This is a genomic window from Pseudoalteromonas sp. DL2-H2.2, from assembly GCF_021532535.1.
In the GTDB taxonomy this organism is placed as follows: domain Bacteria; phylum Pseudomonadota; class Gammaproteobacteria; order Enterobacterales; family Alteromonadaceae; genus Pseudoalteromonas; species Pseudoalteromonas rubra_A.
Genome location: NZ_JAKGBD010000022.1, coordinates 37,350 through 57,730, shown reverse-complemented (window position 1 = coordinate 57,730; position 20,381 = coordinate 37,350). Strand labels below are relative to the sequence as shown.

At 48.6% G+C, this 20,381-nt stretch carries 22 protein-coding genes and 1 rRNA gene; 4 read left to right on the top strand and 19 right to left on the bottom strand.

The annotated features are described in order from the left end of the window. Positions 1 to 117 (bottom strand): 16S ribosomal RNA (locus L1285_RS22660); the annotation flags it as partial. A 634-nt stretch (positions 118 to 751) separates the two neighbouring features. Here L1285_RS22660 and L1285_RS22655 point away from each other — a divergent pair. Further along, positions 752 to 1,225: an RNA recognition motif domain-containing protein gene (locus tag L1285_RS22655; protein ID WP_235414430.1), complete on the top strand. Its 474-nt coding sequence runs from the start codon at positions 752 to 754 to the stop codon at positions 1,223 to 1,225. Between the two features lie 140 nt (positions 1,226 to 1,365). Here L1285_RS22655 and murI read toward each other — a convergent pair whose 3' ends face one another. Beyond that, positions 1,366 to 2,169, bottom strand: coding sequence for a glutamate racemase (gene murI / locus L1285_RS22650; protein WP_235414429.1), 804 nt, complete (start codon positions 2,167 to 2,169; stop codon positions 1,366 to 1,368). A gap of 97 nt (positions 2,170 to 2,266) precedes the next feature. Next, on the bottom strand, positions 2,267 to 3,379 hold the full coding sequence (locus L1285_RS22645) for a DUF5610 domain-containing protein (RefSeq protein WP_235414428.1): 1,113 nt from the start codon (positions 3,377 to 3,379) through the stop codon (positions 2,267 to 2,269). A gap of 159 nt (positions 3,380 to 3,538) precedes the next feature. On the opposite strand from L1285_RS22645, the gene trmA reads away from it, so the two are divergent. Next, the gene (trmA, locus tag L1285_RS22640; protein ID WP_235414427.1) at positions 3,539 to 4,636 is read left to right on the top strand and encodes a tRNA (uridine(54)-C5)-methyltransferase TrmA; all 1,098 of its coding nucleotides are present in this window, start codon (positions 3,539 to 3,541) and stop codon (positions 4,634 to 4,636) included. A 59-nt stretch (positions 4,637 to 4,695) separates the two neighbouring features. On the opposite strand, the gene L1285_RS22635 is transcribed toward trmA, so the two are convergent. From L1285_RS22635 to ccoG, 4 genes are all read right to left on the bottom strand, one after another. Continuing rightward, positions 4,696 to 5,331, bottom strand: coding sequence for a thiol:disulfide interchange protein DsbA/DsbL (locus L1285_RS22635; protein WP_235414426.1), 636 nt, complete (start codon positions 5,329 to 5,331; stop codon positions 4,696 to 4,698). A gap of 11 nt (positions 5,332 to 5,342) precedes the next feature. Then, complete coding sequence (locus L1285_RS22630) at positions 5,343 to 5,966, bottom strand: thiol:disulfide interchange protein DsbA/DsbL (RefSeq protein WP_046007035.1); 624 nt, start codon at positions 5,964 to 5,966, stop codon at positions 5,343 to 5,345. Positions 5,967 to 5,985: 19 nt separating this feature from the next. Beyond that, a complete protein-coding gene (locus L1285_RS22625; protein WP_235414425.1) occupies positions 5,986 to 6,960 on the bottom strand; it encodes a serine/threonine protein kinase in 975 nt (324 codons plus the stop codon). Positions 6,961 to 7,072: 112 nt separating this feature from the next. After that, positions 7,073 to 8,500, bottom strand: a complete 1,428-nt coding sequence (ccoG, locus tag L1285_RS22620) for a cytochrome c oxidase accessory protein CcoG (RefSeq protein WP_235414424.1) — start codon at positions 8,498 to 8,500, stop codon at positions 7,073 to 7,075. A gap of 233 nt (positions 8,501 to 8,733) precedes the next feature. Between ccoG and L1285_RS22615 the strand changes: the two genes are divergently transcribed. After that, positions 8,734 to 9,090: a hypothetical protein gene (locus L1285_RS22615; protein ID WP_046007038.1), complete on the top strand. Its 357-nt coding sequence runs from the start codon at positions 8,734 to 8,736 to the stop codon at positions 9,088 to 9,090. Then, positions 9,090 to 9,293, top strand: a complete 204-nt coding sequence (locus tag L1285_RS22610) for a hypothetical protein (protein WP_046007039.1) — start codon at positions 9,090 to 9,092, stop codon at positions 9,291 to 9,293. Before L1285_RS22615 ends, L1285_RS22610 begins: the two co-directional genes overlap by 1 nt. A 9-nt stretch (positions 9,294 to 9,302) precedes the next feature. Here the strand turns inward: L1285_RS22610 and L1285_RS22605 are convergent, their stop codons facing one another. From L1285_RS22605 to gspD, 12 genes are all read right to left on the bottom strand, one after another. After that, positions 9,303 to 9,878 carry a UPF0149 family protein gene (locus tag L1285_RS22605; protein ID WP_235414423.1) on the bottom strand — a complete coding sequence of 192 codons (576 nt, stop codon included), beginning with the start codon at positions 9,876 to 9,878 and terminating at the stop codon, positions 9,303 to 9,305. A 3-nt stretch (positions 9,879 to 9,881) separates the two neighbouring features. Next, entirely contained in the window at positions 9,882 to 10,640 is a 759-nt protein-coding gene (locus tag L1285_RS22600; protein ID WP_235414422.1) for a type II secretion system protein N, read from the bottom strand. A gap of 2 nt (positions 10,641 to 10,642) precedes the next feature. Beyond that, positions 10,643 to 11,119: a type II secretion system protein GspM gene (gspM, locus tag L1285_RS22595; protein ID WP_046007042.1), complete on the bottom strand. Its 477-nt coding sequence runs from the start codon at positions 11,117 to 11,119 to the stop codon at positions 10,643 to 10,645. Next, complete coding sequence (gspL, locus tag L1285_RS22590; protein ID WP_235414421.1) at positions 11,116 to 12,324, bottom strand: type II secretion system protein GspL; 1,209 nt, start codon at positions 12,322 to 12,324, stop codon at positions 11,116 to 11,118. Before gspL ends, gspM begins: the two co-directional genes overlap by 4 nt. Beyond that, positions 12,324 to 13,325, bottom strand: coding sequence for a type II secretion system minor pseudopilin GspK (gene gspK, locus L1285_RS22585; RefSeq protein ID WP_235414435.1), 1,002 nt, complete (start codon positions 13,323 to 13,325; stop codon positions 12,324 to 12,326). The genes gspL and gspK overlap by 1 nt, the downstream gene beginning before the upstream one ends. Then, positions 13,306 to 14,004, bottom strand: coding sequence for a type II secretion system minor pseudopilin GspJ (gspJ, locus tag L1285_RS22580; RefSeq protein WP_235414420.1), 699 nt, complete (start codon positions 14,002 to 14,004; stop codon positions 13,306 to 13,308). Before gspJ ends, gspK begins: the two co-directional genes overlap by 20 nt. Further along, positions 14,004 to 14,399 carry a type II secretion system minor pseudopilin GspI gene (gspI, locus tag L1285_RS22575; RefSeq protein ID WP_235414419.1) on the bottom strand — a complete coding sequence of 132 codons (396 nt, stop codon included), beginning with the start codon at positions 14,397 to 14,399 and terminating at the stop codon, positions 14,004 to 14,006. Before gspI ends, gspJ begins: the two co-directional genes overlap by 1 nt. Then, entirely contained in the window at positions 14,396 to 15,019 is a 624-nt protein-coding gene (locus L1285_RS22570; protein ID WP_235414418.1) for a type II secretion system protein, read from the bottom strand. Before L1285_RS22570 ends, gspI begins: the two co-directional genes overlap by 4 nt. A gap of 5 nt (positions 15,020 to 15,024) precedes the next feature. Then, positions 15,025 to 15,450: a type II secretion system major pseudopilin GspG gene (gspG, locus tag L1285_RS22565; protein ID WP_235414417.1), complete on the bottom strand. Its 426-nt coding sequence runs from the start codon at positions 15,448 to 15,450 to the stop codon at positions 15,025 to 15,027. 72 nt (positions 15,451 to 15,522) lie between these two features. Continuing rightward, entirely contained in the window at positions 15,523 to 16,749 is a 1,227-nt protein-coding gene (gene gspF / locus L1285_RS22560) for a type II secretion system inner membrane protein GspF (RefSeq protein WP_235414416.1), read from the bottom strand. Next, positions 16,749 to 18,302: a type II secretion system ATPase GspE gene (gspE, locus tag L1285_RS22555; RefSeq protein ID WP_442960531.1), complete on the bottom strand. Its 1,554-nt coding sequence runs from the start codon at positions 18,300 to 18,302 to the stop codon at positions 16,749 to 16,751. Before gspE ends, gspF begins: the two co-directional genes overlap by 1 nt. Then, entirely contained in the window at positions 18,295 to 20,355 is a 2,061-nt protein-coding gene (gene gspD / locus L1285_RS22550) for a type II secretion system secretin GspD (protein ID WP_235414415.1), read from the bottom strand. The genes gspE and gspD overlap by 8 nt, the downstream gene beginning before the upstream one ends. Between the last annotated feature and the right edge of the window lie 26 nt (positions 20,356 to 20,381).

The window sequence follows — 20,381 nt, the reverse complement described above, 5'->3', positions numbered from 1 at the left end:
TACTCACCCGTCCGCCGCTCGTCATCTTCTAGCAAGCTAGAAATGTTACCGCTCGACTTGCATGTGTTAGGCCTGCCGCCAGCGTTCAATCTGAGCCATGATCAAACTCTTCAATTAAAAGTTTTTTTGAATCCGAAGATTCGTGCTCATTGAATTCTGATTTTGATTTCCCACCTATAAAAGATGAGATATCGAATTGACTGTGCTGAATAAACTATGTTTATTCCGTTGGTCACTCAGTTCAATTGAGACTCTAAAGTTTTTTGCGTCATTCAGTAAAACTGAAATCTGCTGTTAGAACTCAATCTGTACGAGTGCCCACACAGATGATTGCTTCATATTTTTAAAGAACAAAGTAACTAACCTTGGTCAGTTACCGCAGCCTTGCTGCGAAGTGGAGCGCCATATTAACCGCTTCACTTTTAAAGTCAACTAGAAAATTTAATTTTTCTTAATTAAGCTTTCCGTTTGGCTTTCCCGTCACTTGGCTCGTTGCTTTTCAGCGTTGTGCCCCGTGTCGGTGGATGCGCATTATAGGGAAATCGAAAAACGATGCAACCCCTTTTTTCATTTTTTTTGATCTTTTTGATCTTTTATCTTTAAACCTTCAATACTGACGGGAAATCCAACGAGAAGGTGCAATCTTTTCAACAGGTTCTATATTTAATTATTGCGATATTTGATTAAGTCGTTAATATAGCAACCTTTCTTGTTAAATTAATGTGTATTCAACGTTTTTTGGTAGATCCTTATGAATATTCTCGATCGTAAGACACTGATTACTGTACTTCTCCTGGCCATATTGAGTTATGCGCTCGGCCACTTTGTGCTCGTAAACAGTCAAATTGATCCCGCCTTATTACTGGCACTGGGCATCGTAATCGGAGGCTTGGCATCTGCTTTTGCTTCCTCAACAGGAAATACAGGTAGTGACATCAGTACCTCAGTGGAAACAACCACACTGTATGTTGGCAATTTACCTTACAGAGCAAATGAACAAGTTGTCCGGGATTTGTTCGAAAAAAAGGGACGTGTTTTTTCAGTCCGTTTGCTGAAAGATAAGAACACAGGTAAACGCCGGGGATTTGGTTTTGTCGAAATGCCGGAGCCAGATGCCCTCAAGGCCATCAACGAACTCAATGAATCTGAATTTCAGCAACGTACGTTAAAAGTCAGAGAGGCGAAACAAAAACAAGAATCGCTGACTGCTAACGATCAGGACTGATCTTAAATTTTATAGCAGCTCGTTGTACACACAAACAGGGGTGGTGCCAATCTGGTTACCACCCCTTTTTTATTACCGCGTTTACTTACTGAGCTTGGATCAGAGTATGCGCAAATGCGTCCGCCAGCCAAATGCTTTAGTTATTCATGATCAAGATTGATCAGTTTGATTTCAGGCCGTTCAACCGTATGTACCTGTTGTGCCGTTGCATACCAGTTCATTGTCCCGTGTTTTATCGCTAAGCAATGAGCCTGACCTTTATCTTCCTTAACAGCACTATCTTGTGCAAGTAAGGTGCACACTCGCCTCGCAATCGCTGTACCTGAATCAATCAGAGTTACCGACTCAGGGATAGACTCGCTCAGAGGTCTGGCAATAATGGGAAAGTGCGTGCAACCCAGTACCAGATGATCTAACTCAGGTGAGAGTTTAAGCTGGTTAATCTCAGCGACAAGCTGATTATGGTCAATATCACCAGACCAGTAAAATTGCTCAGCCAGTTCGACCAATTTAGTCGACTGATAAAGATCAACCCGGCATTCATTGGCGAATTGCTGGATCAGTTGCTGCGTATAAATATTCCGGGAGGTGGCAGGTGTCGCCAGTAAGCCAATGTGCTTTGCGCGACTGGCTAATGCCGCGGGCTTAATCGCTGGGACTACTCCGACAATCGGAATTGAGGTTAACTGGCGAGTTGCTCCCAACGCATAGGTTGAGGCGGTATTACATGCGATCACTATCATATCGACAGGATGCTGCTCACGATCAATCCACTTGATCAGCGCAGCCAAACGCTGCTGGATCGTCTGTTGGGACTGCAAGCCATAAGGCAACAGCTGATTATCCATCACATAACTGTAGTCGGCATGCGGCAAAGCGTTACGAATGTGCGTGAGTACACTGGTTCCGCCAATACCAGAATCAAAAACAAGAATGTGTGGCACATGCGCTCCTTATTTACAGTTCGCGCGCAGTGTGCCACGGTCAGGATATAAAATAAATACTTACCTGGGCCTGCAATTCATGCAGACCCTGTTATAACTAAACCTGTTGATCTTGCTTATCTGCCTGACGTGATTCTAGTGCAGCAAAAAAACCTTCGGCATAGTCGAGAAACTCATTCAAACGAGCCTGGCCTTGGTTGATCCACGCCATAATATCCGGCAATTGTGCCTCTATCCCTAGCCCCTTCGCTTCATCGTGAATCCCCTCCAGACGCTGATCCAGTGGCTGTAGTGCTTTTTCCAGATCTTTCATCGGATTGCTCTGCTGATACTGAGCAATTGCAGCCGACGTTTTGGTCTGGCGTAGATCCATGGTGAAATTGACGATTTGCTCGCTGTTGATCCCCAGCTCCTGCACTTTGGCAAAGGCATCATCGTAATCACCGGCAAAAAAGGTGTCGCTCACATCGCGGATGTCTTTCATCATGTCATTAATAGCGGCCTGCTCATCTTCATTGAGGTCGCCATTCACACTGATAGAAAAATTAAGCTCATGACTGCTTTGCTCGCCATACGCAAACCCTTCACCGTCACCATTACGCGCATAGCTTGCCGCCTTAGACTGACTCATCGCATCACTGAAAGAGATCACCACTTCGTCGCCTTCAGCTGTGGTGAAGGCATACTCGGCTTGATTAGATAAACTGGCGAATTGCGCCGCACTCACTGATACTTGCTGCGGCTTAGGATCGAACAGTTCTTTTTCAAACTCATCCAACCCTTTAAAAATCCCTTCGCGAGACTTTTCTATGCCTTCCTCAATTTCATCATTAAACAGGCCTGTGCCTTTTAAGTCTTCAGATGCTTCATCAATCCCCATCTGCACGCCTTTGCGTGCTTGATCAAGCATACTTTTGAGTGTGTCATCATCTTCCCCGGCGGCCTTGGCTTTTTTCACCGCCCCCTGAACAAACCCCAGGACATTTTTGACTATTTCTTCAAAATCAAACAGGGGCTTATCTTTTTCTTCTTTTTTCTCGATCCCCAGCGCCTGCGCCAGTTTGTCATCGAGGATCTTTGCCGCTGCCTGAGATTTGTTTCCGTGGTAACTATCCGTATTAATTGACATATTAGGGATAAGCGATTTGGCTTTACCCGCGTTATGCTGCATCGCCGGATTCAACAGCTGATTCAACTGTCCGATTTTCATGTCTGCTCTCCGCTTTACTTGATAGTTGGTTATCGGCCAAAACGCCTTAAGCTTAAGTCTATTGTACAATAAAAGAGCAAAATATTTTGCTCTTTGCTGGACAAATCAAAAGTGCATCCTAAAATAGCGCCTCTTTGCATTAACTATGGTGGTTTTAATATGGCGGTGATCACGATTGACACTTCGACCTACGAGCAACAGTTGAAAGAAAAACAACAGCGGATCAGTGCGCAATTTGCCCGCTTCGATGCGCCACAACTGGAAGTGTACGACTCCCCCAAAAGCCACTATCGCCAGCGTTGCGAGTTCCGCGTCTGGCATGATGGGGACGATCTGTTCCACATCATGTTCGATCAACAAACCAAGGAGAAGATCCGCGTTGATCAATTCGATCCGGGCGCACCGCTGGTAAACGAGATGATGCAGGTCATGATGGATAAGCTGCGCCATAACGAGCTCCTGCGTCGTAAGCTATTCCAAATTGATTATCTCACCACCCTTAGCGGTGAAGTGCTGATCAGCCTGCTTTATCACAAAGCACTGGACGACGCCTGGCAAGAGGCTATGCAGGTTTTGCGTCAGGAGCTACAACAAAGTTATAAAGTTGACTTTATAGGTCGTGCCAGAAAACAAAAAGTGGTGTTTGGCGATGACTTTGTGACAGAGCAACTCAGCGTTAATGGTAAACAGTACACTTACCAGCAGGTTGAAAACAGTTTCACTCAGCCTAATGCGGCAGTAAATGAAAAGATGTTGGCCTGGGCACAAGACCTGTGCACACCACTGCAAAATGATTTGCTGGAGCTGTACTGTGGTAATGGTAACTTTTCTATTGCCCTGGCCGGGCAATTTAACCGAGTACTTGCCACAGAGATCTCTAAATCGTCCGTTCATTCGGCACAATACAATATTGCAGCCAATAAGGTGGATAACCTGGATATCATTCGTATGTCGAGTGAAGAATTCACGGCAGCCATGAAAGGCGAAAAGCAGTTCTCCCGCCTTAAAGGCATAGATCTGCAAAGTTACAACTGCCAAACCATTTTGGTCGATCCGCCCCGTGCTGGTATGGACGAGCTGACCTGTAAGCTGGTCAGTCAGTACGACAACATCATTTATATTTCCTGCAATCCGGATACGCTGGAGCGCGACTTAGACATGCTGTGCGACACACACCAGGTTTCACGTATCGCTATCTTCGATCAGTTCCCCTACACCCACCATGTGGAGTCAGGTGTCTTCCTGACCAGAAAATAAAGTGAATTTGAGGCATAAAAAAACCCGCGTTCATCGCGGGTTTTTTATCATCTTACAAATTACGACTTTTTCGCAAGGTAGTTGATCAAAGCGGCAATATCGTCCGGTGAAGTCACACCAGATTCACGCGATAAGATCAGCTTGTATTTACCATTAACGATAAACGTAGGGACGCCAGTCAGGGCACCTTTATCTTGCATTTGCTCTTGTGAACGCTTCATTTTCTTCGCTTTAGTGCGTACAGAGAAGCTCTTGTATAGCTTATCAAATTTCTCTGCTGGTACGCCCTGCGCAACAAACAAGTCTTTGATGTCAGCCACTTCATTAAAGTTACCGCGCTTAGCATGCAAGTGAGCAAACATTGCCGCAACAAGCTTGTCTTTTTGCGGCAGTACCGACGCCGTAGCAAGCGCATTACTCATCATCTGCTGAATTTCTGGGTTGCGCACGCCAACAAAGTCAACGTGGCTTTTTTTGAATTTCACGCCCTGGTCCAGCTTAGGCTTAAACTCACCGATCAACGACTCAAAGTTGTTACAAGCCGGGCAGTAAAAAGAGAAATACTCTGTGACTTCTGGTTTTTTAGTACCGCGCTCTGCTACTACCTCGTAGTGCTTGCCTTCCTGAAAGTTGGCAGCCTGGGCCATCACAGGCAGTAACAGCGCCAACGCGGCGGCATAAATTGATTTGAACATAGACTGCTCCCTTATTTTTCTAGTAAGTGTTTAACCAGCTCATCCAGCTCAGCCTGGCTGCTCAGCTCTCTCAGGTTAATTTTGTATTTGTCGTTCACAATAAAAGTCGGCACGCCAGTCAGTGCACCCGCTTTACTGAACGTATCTTGCTTTTCAACCATCGCTTTCTCAGCGCTGATCACTGGCATGCTGGCCATGGCAGCATCAAACTGTTCACCACTGATCCCATTGGCTTCTAGCAGCTTTTTGATGTCTTTGAGGTCTTTAAGCTGTACCTGCTGGACATGAATGGTGTTGAAGATCTGATCGCTCACCTGCTGCGCTTTACCATGGTGCTTAGCAATGATGTAGGCATAACTCAGATAGCTCTGTACTTGCGGTGACAAGCCACCCAGGAAGTTAACGTGGCTTTTTTCAAATACAGCACCCGCTGGCAGGTTTTTTTCCAGCGCTTTGGCCACAGGTTCAAACTGGAAGCAATGCGGGCAGTAGTAGGAAAAAAACTCAGTGACTTTGGCCGAGTCGCTCTTTGCTGTCGTTAATGTCTGATAGTGTTTACCATCCGTGAAGTCGGCTGCCATCGCTAACACAGGCATACACAACGCAATTAGCGCAACCTTAATCGATTTTAACATTACTATTCTCTCTAAATTTTTATGGATAAAGACTGATCGCCGCTTCATCCAGTGCGGCAAGTTGTTCTTTTAATGCCAGGATCTGCTGTTCCCAGTATTTGTCTGTTGCAAACCACGAAAAGTTCCGGGGAAACGCCGGATCATGCCAACGCTTGGCCAGCCATCCCATGTAATGCACCATACGCATGGCCCTGAGCGGCTCTATCAGAGCAAGCTCTCGGGTATCAAATGCTGCAAACTCTTCATAGCCGGATAACAGGGTATCAAGTTGCATCACCTGATTTTGCCTGTCTCCACTTAGCATCATCCAGAGATCCTGAACAGCGGGGCCCCGACGACAATCATCAAGGTCCACAATCATTAACTGTTCCTGAGACCATAGAATATTGCCAGCATGGCAATCACCATGCAAACGGATCTGCTGGAATGGTGTAAATTTTTCTTCTACCTTGTTAATTACCTGATCAAGAACGGTGCTAAATGCCAACCGCAAAGTATCCGGCAGACAGTCAGAGGCAAGAATATCCGTGCGCGGCTGATGCAAATAGCTGGCTGTATCAATGGCCGGACGATGCGCAAACTCCTCCTGCATGGCAACACTGTGCAAGCGCCCAATATAACGCCCGAGCATTTCCAGATGATCCAGGTTGTCCATTTCAAACTGGCGACCACCAACGCTTGGAAACAAGCAGAAGCGATAGCCCTGATGCTCGAACAAGCTTTGCCCGTCAACACGTAAAGGCGAGACAACGGGCACTTCGGCTTGCTGCAAGGCGAGAGTGAAATCATGCTCTTCCTGGATCTGCTCAGAGTGCCAGCGCTCCGGACGATAAAACTTAGCCACGTAGCGGCGATTATCGTCGGCACGAAACTGGTAAACCCGGTTCTCATAGCTATTGAGCGGGAGTAACCCGGACTCAGGATAAATCCCTACGCTTTCAATGGCATCGAGGATCAGATCCGGGGTTAAATTCTGAAAGCTGAAATCAGTCATAGTTTTTACCTTTCACAGCCCGGCACCTCAATGGCGCTGGGCCAAGTAACAAAAAAGCGGGCTAACCCGCTTTTGTGATGTATATGAGTTGCCTCATTGTACCCTATCTCTGCTAACGACCTTTAAAAAAGTTCGTCGGCTGTGCAATAAACTCCGAGGGCTCATCTTTCACAGTGATGACAAACTCAAACTCGGTCACGGGCAGTGTCAGATCATATGGGTCAATGACCACAGACAGTGGCTGATCGATCGTCGAACCAGCCGCTAGCTCAATTTCCTGTTTACCGATAATGGTAAAGTCAGATAAACCTCGGATACTGATCATAAAGGTCTGAGGCACCTGTGCCTTGTTGATCATCTTCAGCGTATAGGTGTTTTCGACCAGCCCTTCTACATTCACCCGGTAAAGCTGGTTTCTGTCCCGAATAATATCCAGATCCAGCGTTTTACGCATCGCAACATTAGCAACCAGCGCACCACTGAGCACGATCAGGATCAGTAAGTAGCCAATGAGCTTACCGCGCACCGCTTTGGTTTTTTCGCTGCCACTTTCCAGGTTGCGCTCAGTTGTATAGGAAATTAAGCCTCTGGGGTAATTCATTTTATCCATCACGCCATCGCAGGCATCAATACAAGCGCCACAATTAATACACTCGTATTGCAGGCCGTTACGGATATCTATGCCGGTCGGGCAAACCTGCACACACAACTTACAGTCGATACAATCCCCCAGTCCCAGGGCTTTTGGATCTTCCTTACGTCCGCGTGGTCCGCGGCTCTCACCGCGCTCGTTATCATAGCTCACCGTAAAGGTATCTTTGTCGAACATCGCTGACTGGAAACGTGAGTAAGGACAAATATGCAGACACATGATCTCCCGCATCCAGCCGGCATTTCCATAAGTACATAAGGTGAAGACCAGCACACTCAACGCCGCATAACCAGACGCCGAGAACATCAGCAGATCAGGGAGTAACTCGCGGATGGGCGTAAAATAGCCCACAAACGAAATAGCCGTGTACAGAGAAAACAGTATCCAGCTGAGGTGCTTGGCGGATTTGCGCCAGAACTTGTCAAAGTCCATTGGCCGCTGATCAAGCTTTTTACGCTGATTGGCTGTGCCCTCTAACTTTTCTTCAAACCAGATAAAAATAAAAGTCCAGACCGTTTGCGGGCAGGTATAACCGCACCACACCCGGCCATAGAAGGTGGTCACCAAAAACAGCGCGAAGGCCGCAATCATCAATATAAAGGCCAGAATGGTAAGATCCTGTGGCCACAAGGTGAGGCCAAAAATATTGAATTTTTGCTCAAAGATATCGAACAGCACCGCCTGTTCGCCATTGAAATTAATCCAGGGCAACAGCATGAATGCCAGCATACCGATAAAGCCAATCTGCTTTCGGAGTTTCTGATGCAACCCGGTGACGGCCCTGACATAGATGCGGTTGCGGGGGTTAAACCTGTCAGGTTGTAAATCGTCGGGTTTGTGGATTTTGACATCGACGGGGATGTTCTTGACCTTAATTTGTTTGTCCATCACAGCTCCTTACGCGCCTGGGACAGGTACTTGCTACAGTGACCTCTATTTCATATGTCTAGTATATCAATCTGGATTAGATCTTGCTCATTTTAAAGGGAAAAGCAGATATAAAACAGCATTGAGATAAAACCAGGTAATAAAAAATTCTGAGCGCTAAACTTGCTTTTAATTCCGTCATTTTATTACACTGGCGACATCTTTTGGCTGTTTAGATCAAAGTAGTTGCAGTTATGAAAAAGTATCTGATTTTAGTGGTGGTGATCCTCGCGTTGTTCACCATAGATCACCCGAAGATCAAAGAACCACGCGAGCAAATGATCCAGTACGGCGTTGACCTGCTAGGCGACACCAGTAAAGCCCAATACAGCCTGGCGGCCAAACTGGCACGCCAGCAGATCAATAAGGAGCTGACGCTGACCGAGTCAGAGCAGGATTACATTATGTCTGCTCTGTCGACCAATGAAAAAATGAAGGTGTTTCATCTGAAGTTTTGTGAAGGTAACGAGCTCAATATGTATTTCTATGGCCCGAAACTACTCACGGTGTGTGAAATTGCGGCCGGCTCGCTGCGTGAGGCGGGACTGTAATGGACTTTTCACACCTGAACAAAGCCAGTGCAAAATCTTTTAATGAACAAAAGGCACTGCTCAAGAAACTGAGTAAAGGCCAGACGGTGTTATGTAAGCACTGTAACCAGCCTGTTCAGCTTGATCTGAAGGTTGCCGAAGGTACCAAGGGCAGTGCACATTGTGCAAAAGGCTGCACCCACATCGAACTGGATCTGATGTAACTAACTGAATTACTCGTTATACAGGCCGCTCGCCAGGGCGACCTGCTCTATCAAGGCGGCATACCCTTGCGCAAAGTCATTGGCTAACGCCAGCTGCTCAGCACAAAACACCGCCATATCCTGACCTGACTGCTGACAAAACTGCGCAACCTGCTGCTCCTGCAGACTGAAAAACGCCAACTGCTCTGTGGCCATTTGCAGCGCCTGGTGTAATTCTTGCGATACACTGGCTGCGCTCATCAAGCGCTCATAGTAGTGTTCGCTGGCCAGCAAAAAGCCCTGACTCCACTGCTGCTTTTCAGTCCAGACAGAGCCTGCCTGTACAGGCAAAGAGAATTGATCAGAGAACACCTGCTCGCTGATGTGATGATGCAGCGCCAAAAAGGCAAACACAGTGTGCTCTTCAAGCGCCTCATCATTAACAGTGAGCTCACTCAGCCATTGCTCTGGCTCGATGCCATCCGGGCTGCAAATGAGTGCGAACAGGTAGCCTTCTACACCACGTAAGCTCAATGTCCCCGGCCGTTGTGCCAGGTAATCAGTCAGCGCCTGTTGGTGCTGCGTTTCGTAATTGAAGTTCATCATAGCTTATAAATTGACCGGGTAACGCCCTTCACTGTCCGGACGTCCTAAGAACTTAACCGCATCGTGTACTTCTTTTGGCAAAGAAGCCTCTGGCTTAATATTACCTGCAACACGGAATTGCATATTGGCCGCCAAAGTCGCATCGGCCCGCAGCCCGAGTCGGTTTTCCGGGTCGACGGTCACGGCAATATCGCCGGATTTACAGCTCAAGGTGCCACTCATGTCCCCGATACTAAACCAGCCTGTCAGGCCTTTAATATCAATATTAGGGCTGCTTATCTCACCACTCAGCGCATCGCAATAAGGCAGTCCGGTATGGTACTTATCAATGTTCAGGATGACCCGACCTTTGGCATCTACAGGCAGAGGCAGGGTCACCTGCTGCATTGCCTGTTCAACGCTAAAACGTAGCACCGCGTCGTCCAGCTTTGCCGCTTGATCCAGCAAAGACACTGAGAAATTGCTGTTGCCAGAGATTTCGTCAAGCGCTCTGGGAGAGCCAAACCGTACTTTACCCTGTAACTGTCCGGTCAGCAGTCCCCAGCCATTCAGCTGCCAGGTGACATCATTAAGCTGGACATTTTCGTAACGAACTTCACTGATCCGTCCTTCCCAAACAGAACCCGACACAGCACCAATGGCCAGCGCTCTGGGCAGGGAGCCCTGTGATAGCTGAAAAACGATGCTCGCTGGCATACTAATGGCTGTAAATACGCCAAAGGCCAGCAAAAAAACCAGCGTTAAACTGATGATCTTCTTCATACTTAATTCTCTAATACCAGGCGGCTAACGCGAACATATCCGGGGGCATCTTCCTTCCCCAGATCCAGATTAGCCACTTTAACACCATGCTGATTGGTCAGCTCGTCCAGCCAGGCAATCAACTGGTTAAACTCCACATTGTCGATATTTACACGCAGTGAATTATCGCTTGGCTGCATTTTGCTGATGGCAATTTTATATTTACCACGCGTGCGGTTGACCAGTTGCGTCAGGTTCACATTAGCCGCGGCAGCACGGCCTGCCCCCTGGCTCTTTAATTGCGTCACACTTTTGCCCACCCAGGACACCAACGCCTGTTGTTTATCGACTTCGTTGGCGGCTTTTTCCACCGCGCTGTTAAGCGGTCGGATCACGCCCATCACCAGCACAAAAATACAGAAGACAACGCCCGCAACGATCAGCAGCTTTTGCTCCTGCTCTTTCAGAGATTGCCAATAATTAATCACTTGCTGTTTCATGCTGCACCTCGAATGCGGATCTCACCGATCACGTAGTCGCCGTCATTGTTGAGTGCGCCTTGCTGCACCGTCATACCGCGTTGTTCCAGAATACTCTTCACCTGACCAAAGACCTGGAAGCCATTGGCTTTGGCTCGGATCCGCAGCTCATTACGGCGTTGATCATAACGCAGTGTCTCCGGCTCGAAGTCCTTTACCTCATCGAACACAGTGACAAAATGGTTGGTCAGCTCCAAAAACCCGCCTTGCTGATCGCCCGACAAACTGTTCAGTTCGTTCTGGATCTGTTTTTTCAGCAAGTGTGGACGTACCACCTTGTTCGGAAACGCTTGCTTGTAGCTGGCAATCGCCTGAGCACTGAGTTCGTCTGCCTGATTTTGCAGCAACAACAGCTGTGTGGACTTGACCGCAATAAAACATACCAGTGCCACTGATGCGGCAATCAAGCCACTTTGCCAGTCGCGCCACCACTGAGGCTGCTTTTTCTTGGCGGCAAATTTACCCTGACGCAGGTTAAAGCTCTGCTGCTCCAGCTGCTTTGCGAACAGTGCCAGTGGCAAGTCGTACTCACTTTCCATCGCTTCCAGCGATTTCGCCGCTCCCAAGGTCTCGCCCGGGCTGTAATGCTGAATACGCTCAGCTGGCAACAAGCTCAGATAACCTGCCAACCAATCCGGTTCGACACCACTCACCTGCCAGTCAGCCGTACGGAACAACCACTGGGTGCCCAGCTCAATGGCACTGATGGCATTTTGTGTAGGTTCGGGTAGCAATAAGGCATCCGGCAACAAGCGCTGAACGCTGATATCAAAATCATCGAATAACGCCATCCAGCCGGTGAGCCAGGCTTTATCACACAGCGCAACATCTATGGTGTGCTGCTCATCACGCTGTCCTGCTTTGCCAACCGCGATAAACGCCTTGTCAATGTCGCAGGCAATCTGCTCTTCCAACATAAATGGCAAAGCCTGTTCCAACTTGCGGTTCCACTTTGCCGGCAAATCAATCGTTTTTAACTGCACACTAGAGGCAGGCAGCAACACGGCTACCGAGCGGCTTTGTGCTTTTTCACTAAGCTCACCGAGTAGTCCGGCATGCTCCAGCTCACCACTGGCAATGATCTGCGCGTCTTGCGCCGACCAGACTAACCAGTGCACCGGCTCTTGTTGTGAGTGACCCACACGGATCATCAATTTTTCTGACACTAAACGCCTCCAAATTTACGCGCTAGGATGCTCGCCCGACCATCTTTTATTTCGATTATTGAGGTCAGGCGAAACAAACGCTCATCGAACTGAGCCTTTGCTCGTAACTTAAAATAATTGCTTGAAATAGTAAAAATTTTATCGTTTTTTTGCTTATCAGAGGCGCCTTGATTTGCCGCCTCTGCGTAAAAATCCTGCACTGAGTCGAAACCCTTTTCCGGTCTGGCCGAAATAATCGCTTCAGCACCCGACTGGCTCAACCCCTCCATTAATGCGCTCAGTAGCAACGCCTGCTCGGGTTGAATGGTATTAACATTGATAGCCAGCTCAGTGCTGCCCGGGATAACACACACGAAAGGCAAAAGTTTTTCCATTACCAGTGGGTTAAACCCCTTGATGATCCTCAGCTCACTCACCGAGGCAAACAAGTTGTTTGCCGTCAGGTATGGGGTTCTGAGCGACATATATTCGTCTTCTTCTGCACCAGAGCGAAAAGTGATGCTGTCGTCATCCAGCCAGTCATAGACGCTGTCTGCCATGGCCTCTTCGCTTTCCTCACTGGGCAAGTCTTCGATGTTCTTTAACAGCTCAAGCAGCGCTTTGTGCGCCGGGTTTGTATTATTTCGGCCACCGCTATTTTGTTGCGGTTTATTGCGTAGCGCATTGAGGTTTAAACATGCCTGCAAATCGGTGATCTGGCCGCTCAGTGTGCCGTGATCAACCGGATAAGGCACTTCTTCCAGCGCCCAGGGCTGGCCAAGGTGAACTTTATCTGGCTCGTCTTTACGGCTATCGAGCAGCACCTTTTTAACCAATTCCTCCGCCCCATAGCTGTACCACTTGGCCTGCTGATGAGCCTGCAGATTGGTGGCCTTTTGTACCTGTACCATCAGACTCATGGTCATTTCAGTTGCGATAGTCGCAGCCAGGGCCACAATAAACAAAACGATGACTAACGCAGCACCACGTTGAGATTTCACGCTAGCCCCTCCTTTGTCCATCATTGTTATCCTGATCTGTGTTGTTGTTGTTATTGTTGTTATTGCTGCTGGCCTGTTTCACTTTGCCATCGCCCGGAGTCAGAAATATACGACGGATGGGGTCGGCCTCTTTTTGCTGGATCGTGACCGCCACCGCCAGAGGCAATGCTTTAATATCCCAGCTATTTTGCCATTTCTGCTTGTCGTCCAGGAACTCAAACTTGAGCTCTTCAACGTTTTCCAGGATCACCTGGCTGCGAGGTTCCGTGCCATCCAGCTGATCAACATAAATTCGGTATATACGCTCGAGATTGTCATCTATTACCCGGTATCCGACTGCCTGCAACTCAGAGCGCGGCAGCAAGCTGATCGGGTTGGTCCATCCGTCGCGCACAAACGCAATGCCATCGTACTGGCTGCTGAGGTTATAGCGACCGTGGATGATATAAGTCGGGCTGAAGTCTCCCGCCTCATTACGCACTTCCCGCTTGGTCATCTGGTTGAAATCCTGATCCATCAGACGAAACATGGTTTGCAATGATTCCAGCTCGGCCACCGTTTCTTCAGATGCCTCTTTGGCTCTGAGCGTAGTATCCAGGATTTGGTGGGTTGCAGTCACCACCATGGCCAGAATAGCCAATGCCAGCAGTACTTCAATCAGGGTAAAACCACCCTGGCGGGAGGAAATATGCGCACGCATTATCGCTTCCCTTTCTTATAAATAAAGGTGGTCAGGTCATACACTGAGTGCTCACGTTTCTCATCGGAAAACACTTCTATTGTCACCTTCACAAAAGTGGGGTCGGCCGTTGCCAGGGTCGACTGGGACCAATACCAGGTCACCCCGCCCATTTCCTCATCGCCCTTTAGACCATTTTTAACGGCACCTTCTTTGGCACCCGCACGCATCATAACAAGGCGATTTTCGGCCACCCAGGAGGCATAAGCTTGCTGCTCCAAAGTACTGATGTGATTGATGTGCTCGCCGGTTGCCTGCATCGCGGCTATACCTGCCACGGCACAGATACTGAGCGCCACCATGACTTCAAGGAGCGTAAAACCAGCTTGTTTTGTCCGTGCAATCAGGTCACTCATGAATCTTCCGGCTCCTTGCGCAAATTCACCGGCGCCATAAACTCGCCTTCAATAAAATACACAGGCTCGCTTTGCTCTTCGAGTTCCAGGCTGAGCTGAAAAGCGCTCACTTCACCCGATGACAGCAACAAAACCTGGGGAATTTTCAGCTTTTTCAGTTCCAGCAGGCTCTCTTCATCACCGCTGCCCATCAACTCACGCCAGTTTGCCTGCTCCAGCATATTATCCTGTGCCCAGGCCAAATCTTCTGTGCTGAGGGCTATTTTGTATTCATCAGAGTATTCTACCGCCTGGTAGAGCTCTTCGGCATCGAAGGTCGTCCATTTCTCACCATCAAAGACCAGGAATTCCAGCTTCTTTTTATCCAGATGAAAACCCAGTTCGATTTGATTGAGAATGGCGAACTCAGAGGCCATGTTGATCACACTGTGCAGTCGGAGCGCTTCACGCTCCAGCTCTTCTTCCATATCGTCAGACAGCGTATAAGTGACCAGGTTGACAGAAAAGCCAATGATCACCAGCACCATCAGGATTTCGATAAGGCTAAAGCCGCTCTGGCGAGTGGATTTACACAGGCGTGCCTGATGCACGCCCGACTGAACATTGACTGCTGTATGCATAAGGATTAACGGTCTTGTTCGCTGTCCCAGTTGCCCAGGTCGTCTTCGGTGCCTACTTCGCCGTCAGGACCCATAGAAAAGATATCGATCTTACCCATTTCACCCGGGCTCACTAGCTGGTAAGGGTTACCCCAAGGATCTTCCGGAAGCTTTGAAATGAAGCCGCCATCAGGGAAGCGCTTAGGCACTGGATCTATGGTGGTTTGTGTTACCAAAGCTTCCAGACCTTGCTCTGTGCTTGGGTACTTTTTGTTTTTAAGCTTATACATTTTCATTGCGTCTTCAATCTGACGAATGTCCAGCATCGCTTTTTCTTTTGCTGCTTCTTCTTGTTGACCCATAATGTTGGGTGCCACGATAGACATGATCATACCGATGATCACCAGAACGACCATTACTTCTAATAATGAAAAGCCGGATTGTTTTTTCACGTTGATTACCTCAATGCTATTAGCGTGCGGCGTCAGACCGACACGCTGATGTTGTACATGCAATTAATTTGACTACAGACCAATTGCTTTGTTCATCGCCATGATTGGCTGTAGGATAGCCATTACGATAAACAGCACGATCACGGCCATGCTTGCAATCATGGCAGGTTCGAGCAGTTTTAACGAAACGCTGACCATACTTTCGAATTCCCTGTCCTGGTTGTTGGCTGCACGCTCTAGCATTTGCTCCAACTCACCAGACTTTTCACCACTTGCAATCATATGAAGCATCATGGGCGGAAATAACTTTGTTTGTGCCAGTGCAGCACGCAAGCTTGCCCCTTCACTGACACGGGTTGCCGCTTCAGTCACGGCCGCTTTTATTTTCTCATTTTCCAGTACCTGACCAGAAATTTTCATCCCTTCCAGCAAAGGAACTGAACTGGAGGACAAAATACTCAAAGTACGGGCAAAACGCGCAGTATTAATCCCCCGGCTGATTTTACCTATCCCCGGAAGCTGCAACAGCTTAGTATCGTACCAAAAACGGACTTTAGGCCGTTTCAGTGCTTGCTTGATCAAAAAGACACTGCCGAAAATAACAACCAACGAAATCATCCAGTATGCCTGCACAAAATTACTGGCCGCCATAACCCATTCCGTTGTCCAGGGCAGAACTTGCTTAGATTTCTCAAACGTTTTTAATATTTTAGGCACCACGGTCCCGAGCAAAACCGAGACAATCGCAATCGCAAATATCACCAATATGGTCGGATACACCATCGCCTGGGTGATCTGACTACGCATGTGCTGTCGTTGTTCGGTGTAATCCGCCAGACGATTCAGTACTTCATCGAGGTGACCCGACTTTTCGCCGGCTGCGACCATGGCCCGATAAAGATTATCGAACACATGTGGAAACTCGGACATGCCATCGGCCAGAGTGTAACCTTCTACCACTTTCGAGCGCACCGCCATCAGCATGCGCTTAAGACGCGGCTTTTCGCACTGCTCAGCAACGGCCATCACCGCTGCCTCTACCGGTAAAGAAGATTGGATCAAGGTTGCTAGCTGACGGGTGATCAGGGCAATATCAGAAACCGAAGGTTTATAGCTAGGTCTTAGACTAAAGCCACCTGAGCTGGCGGATTTTTCTTTTTCCGCAGCGGGTGAGACTTCCAGCGGCATCATGGCTTTTTCGCGCAGCATCTGGCGAACCTGTTTGGCGGTATCCGCCTCCAGTATGCCTTTTTTCTCTTTTCCCTTGCCGTCTAAAGCACGATACTCAAACGCAGCCATTAGCCTTCCTCACGGGTGACCCGCATCACCTCTTCCAGCGTCGTCTGACCTTTCAGTACTCGGGCACAACCGTCCTGGCGAATACTGGGACTAAAGGTACGAATGTACTTCTCAACCGACTGCTCACCTTTACCATTGTGGATCAGTTCACGAATGTGCTCGTCTACAATCAGTAGTTCATGAATACCGGTTCGGCCCTTATAGCCATTGAAGTTACATTCTTCACAGCCAACGGCGCGATAAATCGTCGTTTGTGAACCTTTTTCAACACCCAGCAACTCGCATTCACGGTCGTCCGCCAGGTGGGCTTCTTTACAGTTCGGGCATAAGGTTCGTACCAGTCGCTGTGACAATACACCTAGCAAAGAAGATGACAATAAGAAAGGCTCAACCCCCATGTCTTCCATCCGGGTGATCGCACCGGAAGCCGTATTGGTGTGCAGCGTTGACATCACCAAGTGACCAGTCAGTGACGCCTGTACGCCAATCTGTGCGGTTTCGAGATCCCGGATCTCACCGACCATCACCACATCCGGATCCTGACGCAGGATTGCACGCAGGCCACGGGCGAAGGTCATATCCACTTTCGGATTAACCTGAGTCTGACCAATGCCCGGAATTTCATATTCAATCGGGTCTTCAACCGTCAGTATGTTGCGGTCTCTGGAGTTTATCTGCGTCATACCGGCATATAAGGTGGTACTTTTACCAGAACCCGTTGGGCCGGTGACCAGAATAATACCGTGAGGTTTGGCAATGATCTCAGCAAACAGCTCACGGTTGCGCTCTGTCATCCCCAAATCTTCGAGGTTCAGTCGCGCGTTGTTCTTATCCAACAGACGCAGTACGACTCGCTCACCAAAGCTTGATGGCATGGTCGATACCCGCACATCAACGGCGCGACCGGCGATCCGCAAACTAATGCGGCCATCCTGTGGCACCCGCTTTTCTGCGATGTCCAGTTTAGCCATAACCTTGATCCGCGACACCAGCAGCGAGGCTAATTTACGATTTGGCTTAAGTACTTCTTTTAGCACGCCGTCGACCCGGAACCGGATCACCAGCTCCTGCTCGAAGGTCTCGATGTGAATATCCGAGGCCCCTTCTTTGATTGCTTCACTGAGCATGGCATTGATCAGTTTAATGATCGGCGCATCGTCATCGGCAGCAAGCAAGTCTTCGGTTTGCGGCATTTCTTCGGCCAGCGAGAATAGGTCGACCTCGTTGCCGATGTCTTCCATCATTTGTTGTGTTTCTGAGCTGTCACGCTGATACGAGGCTTCCAGCAGCAACTCAAACTTGTCGTCGTCCAGTTGCTCCAGGGTAAAGCCATCCTGAGCAATGCGCCGCACTTCAAGCAAGGCATCCAGAGAAGGCTGACCTTTATAATACACCTTAAGCCCGTCCGGCTGCTGACTTAACAACAAGCTCTGACGTCTGGCATAAGCAAAGGGCAGACGCACATGGGGTGCGGGTTCTGCTTCCATTTGCTCGTCCAGCGCTAGCGCCGTCTCGTCATGACCGTCAATCAGTTCCTGTATTGCTTCAGTCATCTTTCTTCTCGTTTTGCTCGCTCAGAAACTCTTCGTACGTTGGTGGCAACACCATCGCATCATCCCACTGAGGCAGAATAGGTGCATCTTCCAGTGGCATCAGATCAATACCATCTTCACGCTGTTTGGACTGCTCACCACGGATAAATTTATATTTAGCATGGCTCAGTTCGTTCATACTGCGGCTGTCACGAACAATCGTCGGGCGAATGAAGACCAGCAGGTTACGCTTACGCTTAGTCGTGTTCGTTGACTTAAACAAGTGCCCTAAGATTGGAATATCACCCAACAGAGGCACTCTAGACACACTTTCCTGCACGTCTTCATCAATCAGGCCACCCAGGATCACCATGCCGCCATCGTCGGCAATGACGGTTGTGTTAATCGCACGCTTGTTCACTGAGATATCGACCGCGGTTGCACCACTGACGCTGGACACTTCCTGCTCTATGGTCAGCTGTACCGCAGTGCCATCATTAATTTGAGGCGTGACTTTTAATTTCACACCCACTTCCTGACGATCGACCGTCTGGAACGGGTTCGAGTTATTTTCACTGGCCGTGGAGCCTGTGATAATAGGGACTTCCTGACCCACAATCATGGACGCTTCTTCATTATCCATGGTAGTGATCGACGGTGTCGCCAGAATGTTTGAATTGGTATCGGTCGAAACTGCCTGAATGATCGCGCCCCAGTCGTTTTTCACAACCCCCATTGCCAGACCATTGATGCCGCCCAGCAAGGATCCCAGTGCACCTAAATCACCTTCAACGGTTTCGTTGTATTCTGTTATCTTGGTCGGATCTTCTGTACCTGCCTGAGTTCGAACCACGGTTTTATCACGGGCCTGTTCGGCTGCCACAGCCAATGCACCCACAGGTACGGTTGTCCCGTTGTTAAACTGCAACATACCGCCTTTTTCGGTGATCCATTGCAAGCCAAAGTTGATACCGTCACCTTCCTGTACTTCTACCACAATGGCCTCAACCAGTACCTGAGCACGACGAACATCGAGCTTTTCGATGACGCTGGCCAGTGAACGCATGGTATCTGGCTGTGCGGTGATAACCAGAGAGTTAGAGTCTTCGTGTGCTTCAATGCTGGTTTCATTCTTGTTGCTGCGGGTACGTGTCTTGCTACCGCCCTGCGCTTCTTCTTGCAGCGACTTGCTCACACCTTGCAATACTTTAACCAGCTCCTCGGCCTTAGCATAATTCAGGTAGAACACTTGGGTATTGCCCTGATTTTCGAGCTCTTCATCCAAGCGCTTGATCAATTCAATAGCACGGGTACGCGCTTGTACTTCACCACTGACCACAACGCTGTTGGTACGATTATCCGAGACAATTTTAGGGATCAAAAACTCCGGGACCTGGTTCTTACCCCCGTCTTTATAGATTTTCTCAACCACCTGGACGACATCGTCGGCCGTCGCATGTTTCAGGCGCACGATATCAACGCGCTGGTCACCCGCCTGGTCCACTGACTGAATAATATTCACCAAACGGTTTACCGACGCGGCGTGACCCGTCAGCATCATCACGTTGGCTGAGTTGAAGTTGGTTACGTGGCCACCGTCTTTTTGGTCACTGAACTGACGGATCAACGGACCCAGTTCCTGTACGCTGACGTTTTTAACTTCCACAACGCGGGTGATCATCACATCCCCGTTGTTGTCGCTTCCATCTCCGACCAAAGGTACATTGGCTTTTTTACCATCCGAGCTGCGAACAACCTTCAATACCCCGGTTTCCATTTCAACGACCGCGTAGCCGTAGACTTCTAGGACATTGAGGAAAAACTGATAATAGAGCGCCTCATCCATTAACTCATAGCTGCGGACGTTGATGTTACCGCGCACATTCGGGTCAATGATGATGGTTTTGTTGAGGTTTTTACTGATGATATTAATGAACTCGTTAATATCAGTGCCTTTAAAGTTGGCCGCATACTCAACCGCAGAAACAGACAAGGACAATCCAGCCGCAAATAACAGAGCTGCATACTTAGCTAACCCTTTTTTGATTTTTGTGAGGTGTAGCTTTCTACCCATGATTTTTATAACTCCAAAATTATTGT